The organism is Rhizorhabdus sp. GW822-FHT03C02 (assembly GCF_058801765.1).
On sequence record NZ_JBXANN010000001.1, the window covers coordinates 490,049 to 505,202 of the forward strand.

Below are 15,154 nucleotides of genomic sequence, written 5' to 3' on the forward strand. Positions count from 1 at the left end.
TCCTCGCCAGAAATTCGCTGATAATTCGTATATATGAATTTCAATTCATTATTGTAACTATAAATTTCTGTGGGTATCAAAAATGGCCGAATCCGGAAAACCGGAGGAACTGCGGATTTGAGGTCCCCTGCCGGGACTTCCGGCCGCACGACCAGCCCAGAAAAGACCATGAGGGAGAGATGCTATGCGAAGGATGATCGTGACCGCCTTATGTTCGGGCACCATGCTCGGCGGCATCGCCGGCTGGACGCCGGCCATCGCGCAGGCCACCGTGCCCCAGCAGGCCGACGAGGCCAATCCCGCCGACATCATCGTCACCGCACGGCGTGTCGAGGAACGGCTGCAGGACGTGCCGATCTCGATCACCGTCTTCAATCAGGCGCAGATCGACAATCGCAACGTCGCCAACGGATCGGATCTCGCGACCTATACTCCGTCGCTCAGCGCCAACACCCGCTTCGGCACCGACAATGCCAGTTTCGCGATCCGCGGCTTCACCCAGGAGGCGCGCACCACCGCGTCGGTCGGGGTCTATTTCGCCGATGTCGTGGCACCGCGCGGTGGTGGCGCCTCGATCGCGACCGGGGACGGCGCGGGGCCGGGCAGCTTCTTCGACCTCCAGAACGTCCAGGTGCTGAAAGGACCGCAGGGCACCCTGTTCGGCCGCAACACCACCGGCGGCGCGGTGCTGCTGGTGCCGCGCAAGCCGACCAGCCGGCTCGAGGGCTATGCCGAGGGTTCGATCGGCAATTACGACATGCGCCGCTTCCAGGCGGTGGCGAACATCCCCGTCGCCGAGGCGGTGCGCCTCCGGCTCGGCGTCGATCGCCAGACCCGCGACGGCTATTACAGGAATATCTCGGGGATCGGCCCCAAGGATTTCGGCGACACCGATTATATCGCGGTGCGCGGCAGCCTGGTGCTCGACCTCAGCCCCGATCTCGAAAATTACACGGTGGTGTCGTACAGCCGGTCGGACACCAACGGCCAGTTGCCGCAGCTCGAGATCTGCAACCCCGCCAACTATCCCGGCGGGGTATTGAGCTGCCAGCAGATCGCGCGGCGTCAGGCGGCCGACGCCGGGCGTTTCGCGGTCCAGTCGTCGATCCCCAATCCGGTCAGCCTGCTGCGCACCTGGCAGGTGATCAACACGCTGACCTGGCGGGTGAGCGATGCGCTGACGATCAAGAATATCGGCAGCTATTCGCAGCTCTACAACAATTTCCGCGCCGACTTCTTCGGCACCGACTGGATCGTGCCGGCGACGATCACCAACCCCACCACCGGCGCGACCGTGTCGGGCGGCGCGCTGACCGGCCAGCATACCGCGTTCAACAGCTCGTTCGTGCCGCCGGGATCGTCGATCGCCAACCAGGAAAATCTGACCGAGGAGCTGCAATTCCAGGGCAGCGCCTTCGACGGCCGGCTGAGCTGGCAGGCAGGCGGCTATGTCGAGCTCAGCGATCCGCTCCACGACAATGGCAATTATGCCGCGACCCGGCTGATCTGCAGCAACCGCTTCGCGCTGCAATGCACGAACTTCCTGCCGGGAGTCACCGGTTCGCTGACGATCCAGAAATTCCGCGTCTCCTATCATGATTATGGGACCTATGGTCAGGCGACCTACAGCTTCACCGACCGGCTCAAGCTGACCGGCGGGCTGCGCTACACCTGGGACGTCAGCCGCTCGCGCTCGCTCAATGCCCAATATACCTTCCCGGCGACGGGGGCGCCGATCGGGCTGTGCGCCAATCCGCTGGTGCGGGCGCGCAACCGGCCGATCACCACCCCCGAACAATGCCTCGTCGACCATGTCCAGAAGAGCGACGCGCCGACCTGGGTGGTCGACCTCGACTACACCCCGATCGAGAATGTCCTCGTCTATGCGAAATATGCCCGCGGCTATCGCCAGGGCAGCGTCAACCCGGTCGCGGCGGGCGGCTTCAACAGCTATGAGCCCGAGCGGGTCGACGCCTATGAGCTGGGCGCCAAGACCAGCTGGCGCGGCGCCTTGCCCGGCTATTTCAACCTGTCGGGATTCTATAACGATCTCCAGAACCAGCAGCTCGCTTTGGGCTTCACCTCGTCGCCGGCGGCAGGTTCGGCGCCGCCGAACAATGCGATCGTCAATATCGGCAAGTCGCGGATCAAGGGGTTCGAGATCGAGGCCGGGATCGGGCCGTTCCATGGTCTCCGGCTCGAGGCGAGCTATGCCTATATCGACAGCGAGCTGCTTTCGACCGCGGCGCCGGTGTTCCCGGCGGGCAGCCCCTATGACGGCTTCATCCCGCTGACCGCCGGACTGCCCGCGCCATTCACCCCGAAGAACAAATATTCGATCACCGGCACCTATACGCTGCCGCTGCCCGACAGCGTCGGCGCGGTGTCGGTCGGCGCGACCTACAGCTACACCGGCAGCCAACTCGTCCAGTCGTCGATCTATGGTACGCTGCCGTCGTACAAGCTGCTCAATCTGAACCTGAACTGGAGCAAGGTCGCCGGCACGCCGGTCGATCTGGCGCTGTTCGCGACCAACGTCACCAACAAGAAATATGCGGTTTCGGTCAACGACATGTATGCATCGAGTGGCTTCGTATCGTCCTTCTACGGCCAGCCGCGCATGTATGGCCTGCGCCTGCGCTACAGCTTCGGGGGATGACCGGCGGCGGGCCGGCTCCCGGGTCGGCCCGTATCGAGCGGATGGCCTAAGCGGTAGGGCTGGTCCATAAGGGGGCATGGCCACCGAACCCCGCGCTCCCAGACTCGCCGTCCTCATCGATGCGGACAATGCCTCGGCGCGGATCGCGCGGGGGCTGTTCGAGGAGATCGCCAAGATCGGCGAGGCGAGCGTCCGCCGCATCTATGGCGATTTTTCGAGCACCCGGCTCAAATCCTGGGCCGATGTGCTGTCGACCTATGCGATCATGCCGCACCAGAATTTCGCCTATACCTCAGGCAAGAACGCCTCGGACATCGCGCTGGTGATCGACGCGATGGATCTGCTCCACAGCGGCCGCTTCGACGGTTTCTGCCTGGTGTCCTCGGACAGCGACTTCACCCGGCTCGCCGCGCGGATCCGCGAGCAGGGCGTCGACGTCTATGGGTTCGGTGAGCAGAAAACCCCCGAAAGCTTCCGCCAGGCATGCCGGCGCTTCATCTATACCGAAAATCTCCTGCCCGAGGCGCCGGCCTCGGCCGAGCCGCAAAAGCCCGACGAGCGCCCCGAATCTGCGGTGCGACCGGCGGCGCTGGCGGTGCCGCTGATCCGCCGCGCGATCTCGCAGCTCGAGGACGAGGATGGCTGGGTGTCGCTGGGCGGGGTCGGCCAGCGGCTGGCGACGCTCGCCTCCGATTTCGATCCGCGCACCTTCGGTCACGCCAAGCTCGGCGATCTCGTCGAGAAGACCGGCGCGTTCGAGCTCAAGAAGACCGCGGGCCGCAGCGCCTATGTGCGGGTGAAGCCGGTCAAGGCGCGCACATAAAGCCACGTCCCGCACCGCGGGAAACAGTTCGCAAGCATCGCGCAATCGATCCGACATCCTGCCCGCTTAGCCAGCAGGCTTTTTCAGGATGAGGCTGATCGATGATGTCGCGCGGAATGGAACGTTTCTTGCTGCCGATGGCCGTCGCGATCGCCTGTGCCGCGCCGGCCGCGGCGCAAACCGCGCATGACGAGCAGGCCTGGATCAACCTGACCGCGATGGGGCCGCTGGGTCGCGACCTCATCTATTTCGCCGAGATCCAGCCGCGGTTCGGCGCCGGGGTCAGCCGGCTCGACCAGGCCCTTTTCCGCCCGGCGATCGGGGTGAAATTGTCGCCGACGATGTCGCTCTATCAGGGCTATGCCCATGTCGTGACCAGCCGTGCGGGTGCGCGCGATCTCCGCGAGAATCGCAGCTTTCAGCAGCTGAGCTGGGTGATGGCGAAACCCTGGGGCGGGGAATTCTCGACCCGCACGCGGTTCGAACAGCGCTGGCGCAACGATGGCGACGGCATGGGGCTGCGCGTGCGCGAGATGGCGCGGCTCGAGCTGCCGGTCGCACGCAGCGGTCTCGCCGCGCTCGGCTATGTCGAGGGTTTCGTCGCGCTCAACGACACCGACTGGGGGGCGCGGTCGGGCTTCGACCAGCTGCGCAGCTTCATCGGTGCGGAGATTCCGGTCGGCGGCAAGTCGACGGTCGAGCTCGGCTATCTCAACCAATATATCGACCAAGCCGCCGGCCGCCGCCGGATGAACCATGTCCTGTCGGTGAGCCTGTTCGTCCGGCGCTGAACGCGTAAGCGCCATGCTCCCATATGGGAGGTGACTTCTGGCGCGATCGGGTCGAGACATGTCCACCAGTCGACAGGCGCGGCAACCAACGCGCGGACATGGAAAGGACCGGGAGTGGATCTGCAACTGAAGGGCCGGCGCGCGCTCGTGACCGGGAGCAGCAGCGGGATCGGGACCGACATTGCGCGGATGCTGATCGCCGAAGGATGCGCAGTGGTCGTGCATGGCCGCGATGCCGTACGCACCGAAGCCGCCGCGACCGGCATGGGCGCCGCGGGCTTCGCGCTCGGCGACCTGTCGACCGACGAAGGCGTCGATGCGGTCCACAAGGCGGCGGTCGACGCGCTCGGCGGCAGCATCGAGATCCTCGTCAACAATGCCGGCGGCAGCGTGTCCGACAGCACCACCCGCCCGGCACTCGACGTCTCGATCGCCGAGTGGGAGGCCAATTATCGCGGCAATACGCTGGCGACGGTGCGGCTCGCCCAGCGGACGGTGCCCGCCATGGTCGCCGCCAAATGGGGCCGGCTGATCCAGATCTCGAGCGCGGTGGCGCTGCAGCCCAACTATCTCGGCCCCGATTATTCGGGGGCAAAGGCGGCGCTGAACAATTTCACCGTCACCCTCGCCGGATCGCTGCACAGTTCGGGGGTCACCGTGAACACCGTCACCCCGGGGATCATCGTCACCGACGGCCTGATCCGGTTCGCGCGCGAAACCTATGCCAATCCCGAGATGACGATCGAGCAGATGACCGAGCGGATGGTCGCCGACCGGATCTTCGACCTGCCGCCGGCGGGACGCCTCGGCATCGGCGAGGATATCGGGCTGGCAGTGTGCCTGCTCGCCAGCCCGCGATCGGGCTTCGTCACCGGATCGAACTATCGGGTCGATGGCGGGCAGGTCCGCGCGGTCCTCTGACCGGCATTGCCGTCCGTCACCCGAATATCATGCCGGCCGCCGATCGCGCGGCGCCTTGCGAGGAGCCTATCCCGTGTCCGACAAAATCTATCGCGTCATCCAGTGGGCCACCGGCACGGTCGGCAAGGTCTCGCTGCGCCACATGATCGAGAATCCCTGCCTCGACCTGGTCGGGGTGCTGGTCACCAATCCCGACAAGGTCGGCAAGGATGCCGGCGATCTGGTCGGGCTGCCCGCGACCGGGGTGCTCGCGACCGACGATGTCGAGGCGATCGTCGCGCTCGATGCCGACTGCGTCCATTTCGCGCCGATGCTGCAGGATCTCGACATGGTCTGCCGGCTGCTGCGGTCGGGCAAGAATGTCGTGTCGACGATCGGGCCGTTCTTCGAATATGAACCCAACCGCGACGCGGTCGCGAAGATCGAGGCGGCGTGCCAGGAGGGCGGCACCTCGTTCCATGGCTGCGGCATCCATCCGGGCTATATCGGCGACATCGTGCCAATGACGCTCGCGCGCCTGATGGACCGCATCGACAAGCTGCAGGTCTATGAGATCGCCGACAAGCAGACCACGCCCTCGGTCTATATCGAGTTCATGGGCTTCGGCCTGTCGCCCGAGGAACTGTACAGCAAGCCCAACGTCATGGAGCAGGCGAAAGTCACCTTCGGCGAGTCGATGGCGATGGTGCTGGCGGGGCTGGGCAAGGAGGTCGAGGACCTCACCGAGACCCATGAGATCGCGATCGCCCGCAACGATATCGATTATCCGGGCGGGGTCATCCGCAAGGGCACCGTCGCGGGCCAGCATTGGGAATGGACGATGTGGACTGACGGCCGGCCGGTGCTGGTCTACCATCTCTATTATTTCCTCGGCAACGACATCGAGCCGCAATGGAATCTCGGCGAAAGCCGCCACCGGATCGTGTTCGAAGGCAATCCGAACATGGAAATGACGCTCAAGGCGACCCCCGATGCCGAGGGCAACAGCCATTTCCTGGGCATCATCTGGACCGCGCTGCTCGGCGCGACCGCGATCCCGCAGGTCTGCGATGCGGCGCCCGGCGTCGTGAACCATTTCGACCTCGGCGTCGTCCAGCCGCGCGGGCTGATCCGCGGCTGAGCGGAGGGGGAGGCTAAACCATTTTCTTGCGTCGCCCCGGCCTTGTGCCGGGGTCCATGGCTTTCACCACCAGAGCTAACCGTCGGTGGCAGGCGCGGTTGCGTGATTTCCTATAGCTTCCCGCCTGACGGGCCAGCCATGGACCCCGGCACAAGGCCGGGGCGACGGTGAGGCTGCGGATAATCGGTGGGGCGGCGCGCGTTGATCGCTGAACGTCGAGACGATCGTCGGGCTAAGCGGACGCACCCGCCGGCCATGCCGACAGCGCCTGTTCGGCGACCGACTCGAGCATGTCGCGGCTGAAGCCGGCCTTGGCCTGCACCGCCATGCCGTGGGTGACCGCCATCACGAAGGCGGCGAGCGCATCCGGATGGGCGGTCTCGGGCAGGTCGCCCTCGGCCTTCGCCCGATCGAAGCGTTCGCGCAGCCGGGCCTGGCCGGCCGCGCGGAAATCGATCAGCGCCTGGCGCACGGGCTCGGCATCGTCCGATCCGGCGAGCGCGCCGTTGATGCCCAAACACCCCATATGATCGGGGTAGCGCGTGTTGAGATCGGCGGCGTTGTACAGGATATGCGCCGCGACTTCGCGCGCGGTGGGTAAAGCGAGCGCCTCGGGAATATAGCCCAGATAGCGCTCGTCATAGCGCGCCAGCGCCTGGCGGAAGAGCGCTTCCTTGTTGCCGAACGCCGAATAGAGCGCGGGCCGCTCGACCCCGGCCGCCTCGGTGAGGTCGGCATAGGAGGTGCCCTCATAGCCCTTGCGCCAGAACACGCACAGCGCCGCGTCGAGCACCTTCTCGACGTCATATTCGCGTGGACGGCCCATCAGATCGACTCGGTCTTTTTCATAACGATCATTATTAAACCGCTTGACAGCGCCTGTCCAGATTTCATACCGACCATTATCATAACGATCGTTATGAAACTCGGTGCCGTTGCCGCCCAGTGCCTGAGGCGGCGCGCCGATCGTGAGAAAGGACGAGTCATGTCGAAGATATTGCAGGGGAAAGTCGCGTTGGTGACGGGGGGATCGCGCGGGCTGGGCGCCACCATCGCTGAGACGCTCGCCGATCAGGGCGCCGATGTCGCGATCAGCTATGTCGCGTCGGCCGACAAGGCCGACGCGGTGGTCGAACGGTTGAAGGCGAAGGGTGTGCGCGCGATCGCCATCCGCAGCGACCAGGCCGACATGGCGGCGGCCCGGCCATTGGTCGACGCTGTGATCGCCCAGTTCGGCCGGCTCGACATCCTCGTCAACAATGCGGCGATCGCGGTGCAGGGCCGGACGGTCGACGATCCCGATCTCGATATCGTCAATCTCGATCGCCAATGGCAGGTCAACGTCATGGGGGCGGTCGCGACCACCCGCGCGGCGGCGCCACGCCTTGCCGATGGCGGCCGGATCATCTTCATCGGCTCGCTGCTGGGCAGCCGCGTGCCCTTCGCCGGCGCCGCCGACTATGCCGGGACCAAGGCGGCGATCGCCGGCTATGCGCGCGGCGTCGCCCGCGATCTCGGCGGGCGCAGCATCACCGTCAACGTCGTCCAGCCGGGGGTGATGCCGACCGACATGTCGGTCGAGGTGCTGGGCGAGGGCGCCCCCGACGCGCTGCTCGACCTGCATCCGATCCGCCGGATCGCGACGCTCGACGAGGTGTCGGCACTGGTCGCTTTCCTGGCCGGGCCGAACGGCGGCTACATCACCGGCAGCGTGCTCGACGTCGCCGGCGGCCTGCAGGTCTGAGCACGGCAGCGCTTCAGCTCAATTTCCATAGCGATATCAAGGATTTGAAATGACTCGGATATTCGACGCGAAATCGACCGCGGACGAGGTGCTGGCCGGCATCGATCTCAGCGGAAAACATTATCTCGTCACCGGCATATCGTCGGGCATCGGGCGCGAAACCGCCCGCGCGCTGGCGGCGCGCGGGGCGAGCGTGGTCGGGACAGTGAGGGATCTTGCAAGGGCCGGGCCGGCCCCCGCATCGGTGGAACCGGTCGAACTCGACCTGGCGTCGCTGGCAAGCGTCCGCGCCGCGGCCGACCGGTTGCTCGCCGACGGCCGGCGGTTCGATGCGATCATCGCCAATGCCGGGATCATGGCGACCCCGTTCGGCAGGACCGCCGATGGTTTCGAGCTCCAGTTCGGGACCAACCATCTCGGCCATTTCGCCCTGATCACCCGGATCGCGCCGCTGATCGCCGATCAGGGGCGGCTGGTGGTGCTGTCGTCGCAGGCGCACCGGGTCGCCGATGTCGATCTCGACGACCCGAATTTCGACCGGCAGGCCTATGATCCGTTCGTCGCTTATGGCCGTTCGAAGACCGCCAACGCGCTGTTCGCGGTCGAGTTCGACCGGCGCCATCGCGATCGCGGCATCCGCGCGGCGTCGGTGATGCCCGGCAACAGCCTGACCGATCTCCCGCGCCACTTCGCGCCGGAGGCACTGCAGGGCCTGTTCGAAACCGTCGGCAAGGCGCGCGCCGATGCCGGACTGCCGCCGGCCGAACTCAAGAACATCGCGCAGGCCGCGGCGACGTCGGTGTGGGCGGCCGTCGTCGCCGATCCCGACCTGATCGGCGGGCGCTATCTCGAGGATATCGCTGTCGCCCCGGTCAACGACACGCCCAACCCCTTCGCCGACGGGGTGCAATCCTATGCGCTCGATGCCGACAGCGCCGCACGGCTCTGGGCGAAAAGCGAGGAACTGGTGCGCGCCGGCTGAGGCAGGGGGCGGAATGGTGAGGCCGATCGTTCATCCCGCCCCATGCGGAGACGGGGTCGGCGATCGGCAACGCTATACCGGCCGATAGACCTCGACATCGACCACGTCCCCCAGATCGGCTTCCGCCAGCCGCTGGCGCAGCGTCGCCAGCGACGCGGCGCCGTCGGCGCGATCGTCGAACAGCAGGAACAGGTCGGGATTGTCGACCGAGCGCCGAACGCCGGGAAGCGGGACGTCGGGCGTGTCGGTCGCGACGATCAGGGCACGTTCGCGCAGCAGCCGTTCGATTGCGTCGCCCTGGCCCGGCCTCGCGCGGATCTGCGCGACCGCGGTCGACGGCGCAAAGGCGAGTCCGCCGATGTCGAGCTGTCCGATCGCCAGCCGGTCGATCTCGACCCGGCCGAACCGGGCGCGGCCGACCGCGAGCCGCCCGATCGCGAGCGCGCCGATCGCCACGGCGCCGACCGCCAGCGCCCCCATGGCGAACGCGCCGACCGCGGCACTGCCGGTCGCCCGCGCACCGGTCGCGATAGCGCCCTGTGCCGAGGCGAGATGTGCCGTCGTCAATTTGCCCATGGTCCGCCGCCCCGCTGCCCGTCTAAACCGGCTCCCGATTACCGCATCGCCTCGTCCGATGCATCAGCCAAGCAGCCGCTTATACGCGATCTCGAAGATGCTGACGCATCCTCGATCGATATGCTCAAGCGCCGCACGGGCTGATACCGGATACCGGTGAGGCACCGTCACCGGTATCCGGTATCAGCCCCTGTCATAATGGCAGGCGGCCTTGCAGATGATCCGCAGCGCGTCGATCACCGTCTCGCGCTGGTCGGCGCTCAGCCCCGCGCCGAGCCGGTCCTCGAGCCGGGCGAAGCCGGCGTCGACATACGCGAGCACGCCGCGCCCTTTCGCCGAGACCGACAGCGCGATCGCGCGGCCGTCGCCGGCGATCCGCTCGATCAGCCCGTCCCGTTCGAGCCGCGCCACGAGCGGGACCAGGTTCGCGGGGTTGCTCCGGTGGGCGCGGGCGATGTCGCTCTGGGTGCAGCCCGGATTGGCGCCGACAAAAGCGAGCAGATTGGCCTCGCTGGGCTTGAGGTCCCATTGCCCGAATTCGCCCGTCATCGCCGCCATCACCGCCACCGACGTCTTGCGCAATTCGTGGCACAGCGATCCGCCCAGCGGATCGCTCGGTTCGGCCGGCGCGGGCGGTTCAGGCGAAAGCTCGGTGGTCACATCATGGGCCCTTGCTGTGTTATATTATGTTATATAACATCGAATGACATGGCGACCAGCTTAGGCTGAGATCGCCAGGCCGTCGACACAAGGCGCATGGGAGAGACAGGATGAAGTTCAAGCAGGATATCATCGCGACCGCCCGATATCGGCTGTCGGCCGCCGTGGCGGCAACCGCGCTCGTTGCGAGTCTGGTCGCGATCGCCCAGGCCGCGCCGCCGCCGGCATCGGCCAAGGCCGCGGGCATCTCGCCGGCGCTGTGCGGGGCAGGCGATGTGCGCGAACCGGGCATCCAGGGCGAGGTCCCGGCCGGCCAGACCGCGGGCTATCATTGCGGGGTCAGGGTCGTCGGCCAGCTTCCGGTCGCCGGCAGCGTCGCGGGTACCGGCCAATGCGCCTATGTCCGTTCGCGCGGCCAGGCGGGCACCCCCGACGACAGCCTGATCTCGGTGATCGACGTCCGCAACCCGGCCAAGCCGGTGGTGGTCGGCGAACCGCTGCCCGCGCATATGGGATCGGAGTCGCTGCGCGTCGTCGTCACCCGCGACCGCGCGGTGATGGTGTCGGGCAGCACGATCTACGACATCCGCGACTGTCTGCATCCCAAGCTGCTCGGCGAGATCAAATGGCCCGATACGACCGTGCCCGGGGTGTCGCGCAAGAATCTGCCCCACGACATCCGGGTCAATCGCGCGGGGACCCGGGTCTATTCCTCGTTCGGGCTGTGGGAGGTCGACATCACCGACCTCGCCGATCCCAAGAGCTGGAAGATCGTCGACCATCGCTGCGAGATCGCCGCGCAACTGCCCGGACCTTGGCAGGAGGTGCACCGCCAGTCGATCAAGGCCGGGCGCAGCCTGTGCGACGATGCGACCCGGGCCGCGCCACGCGGCGCCAACTATGCGATGGGCGGCAGTCCGCTCCAGGCGTCGCTGCTGTGGCCGCAGGTCTCGCATTCGCTCGACGTCAACGCCGACGACAGCCGGCTCTATGTCGGCGACCAGGCCGGCGGCACCAGTGCGCTGTGGGCGCCGATACCCAAGGTCCGCATCATCGATCTGACCAGCCGCCCGTTCAAGGTTTTGGGCGAGGTCAACGGCCCCGGCCACGGCCTCGACTGGTTCCGCGCCGGCGGGCGCGACTATGTGCTCCATTCGAACGAGGGCGGCACCAAGGGGATCGCGACCCAGACCGAGGCGGGCGACAGCTGCCGGCCCTATCCGCGGCCGACCGCGCTCGGCTGGGCGTTCGAAGCCTATGTCAGCGACGTCACCGATCCGGCGCAGGCGCGCAACGTGTCGATGCTGCAGATCGCGATCAACACCCCCGAATTTTGCGAGGTCCGCAAGGCCTCCGGCCGTGACCCGTGGCTGGCCTATCATCTGATCGACGACCCGATGAACCCGCATTTCGCGGCGGTGAATTTCGGCGATGCGGGCCTGCGGATCTTCGATATCCGCGATCCGTCCAAGCCGGTCGAGGTCGCCTATTTCAACCATGGCGTGCCGGTCCATGCCGGGGTCGGCCATTATGACGCGGCGCGGCGGCTGATCTATTTCTCGGATATGGGCGGTTTCAAGGTCCTGCAGATCGAACCGCAGGTCCGCGCGCGGCTGGGGTTGTAAACGCCGCGCCGGGCCGATCAGCTTCGGAAGCCCTCCACCCGGCCATCGGCCAGGCGCCAGATCATGTCGTGCGGCGCGGGCAGGGCGAGTGCGTCGGCGCGGGACAGGCCGAGATATTCGCCCCGGATGATCCGGCCGAGCAGGCCGTGCGGGACTGCGACGACCGTGCCGCGGATGTCGGCGAGCCAGCTTCGTACCCGGGCGGCGGCTTCGTCATGGGATTCGCCATCGGGCGCGCGGAAATACCAGTCGGAGGGCGACGCGCCGTCGAGCCGGCCCGGCCAGCCGGCCTCGATGTCGATCATCGTCAGCCCTTCCCATGCACCGAACGAGACTTCGAGAAGCCGGTCGTCCCACCGGATCGGCGGGAAGACGGGGATCGCGCTCATCGCCTCGCAGGTCCGGCGGACGCGCCCGAGCGGGCTGGCGTGGACCGCGTCGACATGGTCGATCAGGCTCGCCAGCCGCCGCGCCGACGCTTCGGCCTGGGCCTCGCCGCGCGCCGTGAGCGCGGAGTCGCGCCTGCCCTGGAAGCGGCCGCCGGCATTCCATTCGGTTTCGCCATGGCGCAGCAGATAGATCTCGGCGGAGCCGCCTGGTCGGGTCATGGATGCGCCACGATGAGACGAAGCGGCCCGTCATAGCTGGGCTGGGTCCGCAGATGGCCATGGCGCCGATCCCAGCTTCCATCGGCGAGGTCGCGCTGCAATGTCGTAACGAACCGTGCGATCGCATCGGTCGCAACGAAGCTCCAGCCCGAGCAGGCGAGGCGCGCGCGTTCGTCGAGCAGCCGTTCGGGGCGGCCGAAATAGGCCTCGTTGAAGCCGTCGCGGCAGTCGCGCGGGATCGCGACGGTCTGCACGCGCGCCGTGCCGCCCACCGCCGCGGCGATCCGGTCGATCGGCGGATAGCGCGCCGCCTCGACCGCGATCACCTCGGGCGCATAATCGTTGAGCCAGAAGCGATCGAGCGCCGCCGGATCGCAGCTCAGGATCACGACCGGGCCGCGCGTCACACGACGCAGTTCGCCGAGACCCCGGCCGAGATCGGACCATTGGTGCACGGTGAAGGTCGCCATCGCGGCGTCGAAATGCCGGTCGGGAAAGGGCAGCGCTTCCGCGGTCGCGTCGATCGCATCCGGCAGATGCGCCGGCCGCTGCGCGCGCATCGCCGCCGAAGGCTCGACCGCGGTCACCGCGCGGTCGACCGGCTCGTAGGAGCCGGCCCCGGCGCCAACATTGAGGACCGTTGCCGCCGTGCCCAGCGCCGCAACGATCTGCGCGGCAATATGAGGGTCGGGTTGACGATAGGCGGCATAACCGCCGCCGATCCGGCCATAATCGGCATCGCCGGCGCTGCCGTCGGCATGGCGCGGCGGCGCGGGGTCGATGCTCATCGCCATGTCGCCCCGGCCGGATATCCGCCCGCATACCGCAAATGATCGATTCCGCCGGGCATCTTTGTCCTCCCCAACGGTCTCTAGCAGTGCCGGGGGGCGTAATCGTTGAGTATATCTCGATCGATGTCGCCCAAATTCAATGGTTCGGCGGTCCCGATAGGCCATGCCAACGGGACCGCCGCCATTCTACCAGCTGAGCGGCACCACCTTCGGGCCGACGACGCCGCCGGGCCAATATTCGATCTTGGTGCCTTCCTTGAGCTGGAAGTTCGGGATCCGCCGCAGGAATTCCTGGATGCAGATCTTGATCTCGAGCCGGGCGAGGTGCGCGCCCATGCAGCTATGGACGCCGCCGGCAAAGGCGAGGGTCGGCTTGCGCGGGCGGTTGAAGTCGATCTTCTGCGGATCCGGGAAGATGTCGGGATCGAAGTTGCACGACGGCAGGATGCTGGTCACCCGGTCGCCCTTCTTCATCTGGATGCCGCGCAGTTCATGATCCTGGGTCAGGGTGCGGCCCGAGAAGGTGACGGTGAAGACGCGCAGAAGCTCCTCGACGACATTGTTGATATTGTCGGGGGTGTCGATGATCTCCTGCCGGCGGTCGGGATTTTCGGCGAGCCAGACGAAGATGTTGTTCAGCGTCGCGAACACGGTGTCGAGCCCGGCGATGAACAGGAAGAAGACGAAGCCGAAAATCTCCTTGGGCGACATCGGCTCGCCGCCGGGCTTGCCATGGACGATCGCGCTGACCGCGCCGCCGTCGGGGGTCATCGCCTTTTCCTTGATCACCTGCGACAGATAGACGGTGACCTCGTTCATCACCTGCTGGGCGATCGTGCGGTCCTGGGCGTGGAGCAGGCCCATCGCCCAGCGGACGAATTCGTCCATCATGTCGCGCGGCAGGCCCATGATGTCGAGGAACACGCCGACCGGCAGCGGCCGGCCGAAATCCTTGGCGAATTCGCATTCGCCCTTGTCGATGAACTGGTCGATCAGGTCGTTGGCGAGCGCGCGGATCGAGGTTTCGAGCGTGCCGATCGTCTTGGGCGACACCAGCGGATCGACGATCGCGCGATATTTGCGATGGTGCGGCGGCTCGATCTCGAGCGGGATGATGTTGAAATAATCGTCCGGGTCGCGCGGAAACGGGCCCGAGCCCGCGCTGGTGAAGAATTCGGGATGGCGCAGCACGAAGAAGGCGTCGTCATATTTGAGCAGCTGCCAGGCCGGGGCCGCATGCGGGGTGCCGGGGCTGAAGAAGATCGGCGGCGCCTTGTCGTGGAGCTCGGCCATGAACTTGTGGGGCGCGGCGAGGAATTCCTCACCCTCGGTGATGCGCGCGGCATAGACCAGCTCGGGCGGAACATGGTCGGGGATCGGGGGGGAACCGGCTGCGGCCTGGCTGGCTGCCATCATCTCTCTCCTGGAATGTCGTGCTGGGGTCGCGGGGTCGCGATCAATATTGGGCTTCGGGCAGCGAGATGACGAGGCCGTCGAGATCCTCGCTGACGGTGATCTGGCAGCTCAGCCGGCTGCCGGGGCGGCGCTCGCTCGCCACCGCCTCGAGCATGTCGTTCTCGGGCGCCGAGGGTTCGCCGACCTTGTCGATCCAGGCATCGTCGACATAGCAATGGCAGGTCGCGCAGGCGAGGCCGCCGCCGCATTCGGCGGCGATGCCGTCGAGGCCGTTGTTGACCGCGCCCTGCATGACGCTGTCGCCATCGGGCACGTCGAACGCATGCTTCGTGCCATCGAACTCGACATAGTTCACCAACGCCATCTTCATTCCTCTCCGATCGTCCCCGCCGACGGTCGCGGCTGAGAACGGTGTTCCCAATCTCCATAGCATTTTGG

15 protein-coding genes are annotated in these 15,154 nt (G+C 66.6%); 8 read left to right on the forward strand and 7 right to left on the reverse strand.

Annotation, left to right across the window (positions count from 1 at the left end; genetic code table 11):
• The first annotated feature begins 184 nt into the window (after window positions 1-184).
• The 5 genes from AC1RM6_RS02245 (at window position 185) to AC1RM6_RS02265 (ending at window position 6,314) form a co-directional block, all read left to right on the forward strand.
• On the forward strand, window positions 185-2,659 hold the full coding sequence (locus tag AC1RM6_RS02245; RefSeq protein WP_493097961.1) for a TonB-dependent receptor: 2,475 nt from the start codon (window positions 185-187) through the stop codon (window positions 2,657-2,659).
• 76 nt (window positions 2,660-2,735) lie between these two features.
• Window positions 2,736-3,482, forward strand: a complete 747-nt coding sequence (locus AC1RM6_RS02250) for an NYN domain-containing protein (protein WP_493097962.1) — start codon at window positions 2,736-2,738, stop codon at window positions 3,480-3,482.
• Between the two features lie 116 nt (window positions 3,483-3,598).
• On the forward strand, window positions 3,599-4,273 hold the full coding sequence (locus AC1RM6_RS02255; protein WP_493097963.1) for a DUF2490 domain-containing protein: 675 nt from the start codon (window positions 3,599-3,601) through the stop codon (window positions 4,271-4,273).
• Between the two features lie 114 nt (window positions 4,274-4,387).
• On the forward strand, window positions 4,388-5,194 hold the full coding sequence (locus AC1RM6_RS02260; protein ID WP_493097964.1) for an SDR family NAD(P)-dependent oxidoreductase: 807 nt from the start codon (window positions 4,388-4,390) through the stop codon (window positions 5,192-5,194).
• A gap of 73 nt (window positions 5,195-5,267) precedes the next feature.
• A complete protein-coding gene (locus AC1RM6_RS02265) occupies window positions 5,268-6,314 on the forward strand; it encodes an NAD(P)H-dependent amine dehydrogenase family protein (protein WP_493097965.1) in 1,047 nt (348 codons plus the stop codon).
• 232 nt (window positions 6,315-6,546) lie between these two features.
• Here the strand turns inward: AC1RM6_RS02265 and AC1RM6_RS02270 are convergent, their stop codons facing one another.
• The gene (locus AC1RM6_RS02270) at window positions 6,547-7,140 is read right to left on the reverse strand and encodes a TetR/AcrR family transcriptional regulator (RefSeq protein ID WP_493097966.1); all 594 of its coding nucleotides are present in this window, start codon (window positions 7,138-7,140) and stop codon (window positions 6,547-6,549) included.
• Window positions 7,141-7,299: 159 nt separating this feature from the next.
• Between AC1RM6_RS02270 and AC1RM6_RS02275 the strand changes: the two genes are divergently transcribed.
• On the forward strand, window positions 7,300-8,058 hold the full coding sequence (locus AC1RM6_RS02275) for an SDR family NAD(P)-dependent oxidoreductase (protein WP_493097967.1): 759 nt from the start codon (window positions 7,300-7,302) through the stop codon (window positions 8,056-8,058).
• Between the two features lie 49 nt (window positions 8,059-8,107).
• Window positions 8,108-9,040: an SDR family NAD(P)-dependent oxidoreductase gene (locus AC1RM6_RS02280; RefSeq protein ID WP_493097968.1), complete on the forward strand. Its 933-nt coding sequence runs from the start codon at window positions 8,108-8,110 to the stop codon at window positions 9,038-9,040.
• A gap of 72 nt (window positions 9,041-9,112) precedes the next feature.
• Here the strand turns inward: AC1RM6_RS02280 and AC1RM6_RS02285 are convergent, their stop codons facing one another.
• A complete protein-coding gene (locus AC1RM6_RS02285) occupies window positions 9,113-9,616 on the reverse strand; it encodes an antibiotic biosynthesis monooxygenase family protein (protein WP_493097969.1) in 504 nt (167 codons plus the stop codon).
• Between the two features lie 183 nt (window positions 9,617-9,799).
• Window positions 9,800-10,276: a MarR family winged helix-turn-helix transcriptional regulator gene (locus AC1RM6_RS02290; protein WP_493097970.1), complete on the reverse strand. Its 477-nt coding sequence runs from the start codon at window positions 10,274-10,276 to the stop codon at window positions 9,800-9,802.
• A gap of 110 nt (window positions 10,277-10,386) precedes the next feature.
• Between AC1RM6_RS02290 and AC1RM6_RS02295 the strand changes: the two genes are divergently transcribed.
• The gene (locus AC1RM6_RS02295; RefSeq protein WP_493097971.1) at window positions 10,387-11,901 is read left to right on the forward strand and encodes an LVIVD repeat-containing protein; all 1,515 of its coding nucleotides are present in this window, start codon (window positions 10,387-10,389) and stop codon (window positions 11,899-11,901) included.
• A gap of 17 nt (window positions 11,902-11,918) precedes the next feature.
• Here AC1RM6_RS02295 and AC1RM6_RS02300 read toward each other — a convergent pair whose 3' ends face one another.
• The 4 genes from AC1RM6_RS02300 to AC1RM6_RS02315 all read right to left on the reverse strand — a co-directional run bounded on the left by AC1RM6_RS02300 (window position 11,919) and on the right by AC1RM6_RS02315 (window position 15,080).
• Window positions 11,919-12,509 (reverse strand): histidine phosphatase family protein, encoded by a 591-nt coding sequence (locus AC1RM6_RS02300; protein ID WP_493097972.1) that lies wholly within the window; start codon window positions 12,507-12,509, stop codon window positions 11,919-11,921.
• The gene (locus AC1RM6_RS02305) at window positions 12,506-13,297 is read right to left on the reverse strand and encodes a class I SAM-dependent methyltransferase (protein ID WP_493097973.1); all 792 of its coding nucleotides are present in this window, start codon (window positions 13,295-13,297) and stop codon (window positions 12,506-12,508) included. The genes AC1RM6_RS02300 and AC1RM6_RS02305 overlap by 4 nt, the downstream gene beginning before the upstream one ends.
• A 189-nt stretch (window positions 13,298-13,486) precedes the next feature.
• Window positions 13,487-14,713: a cytochrome P450 gene (locus AC1RM6_RS02310; RefSeq protein ID WP_493097974.1), complete on the reverse strand. Its 1,227-nt coding sequence runs from the start codon at window positions 14,711-14,713 to the stop codon at window positions 13,487-13,489.
• A gap of 43 nt (window positions 14,714-14,756) precedes the next feature.
• On the reverse strand, window positions 14,757-15,080 hold the full coding sequence (locus tag AC1RM6_RS02315) for a 2Fe-2S iron-sulfur cluster-binding protein (protein WP_493097975.1): 324 nt from the start codon (window positions 15,078-15,080) through the stop codon (window positions 14,757-14,759).
• Window positions 15,081-15,154: the final 74 nt, after the last annotated feature.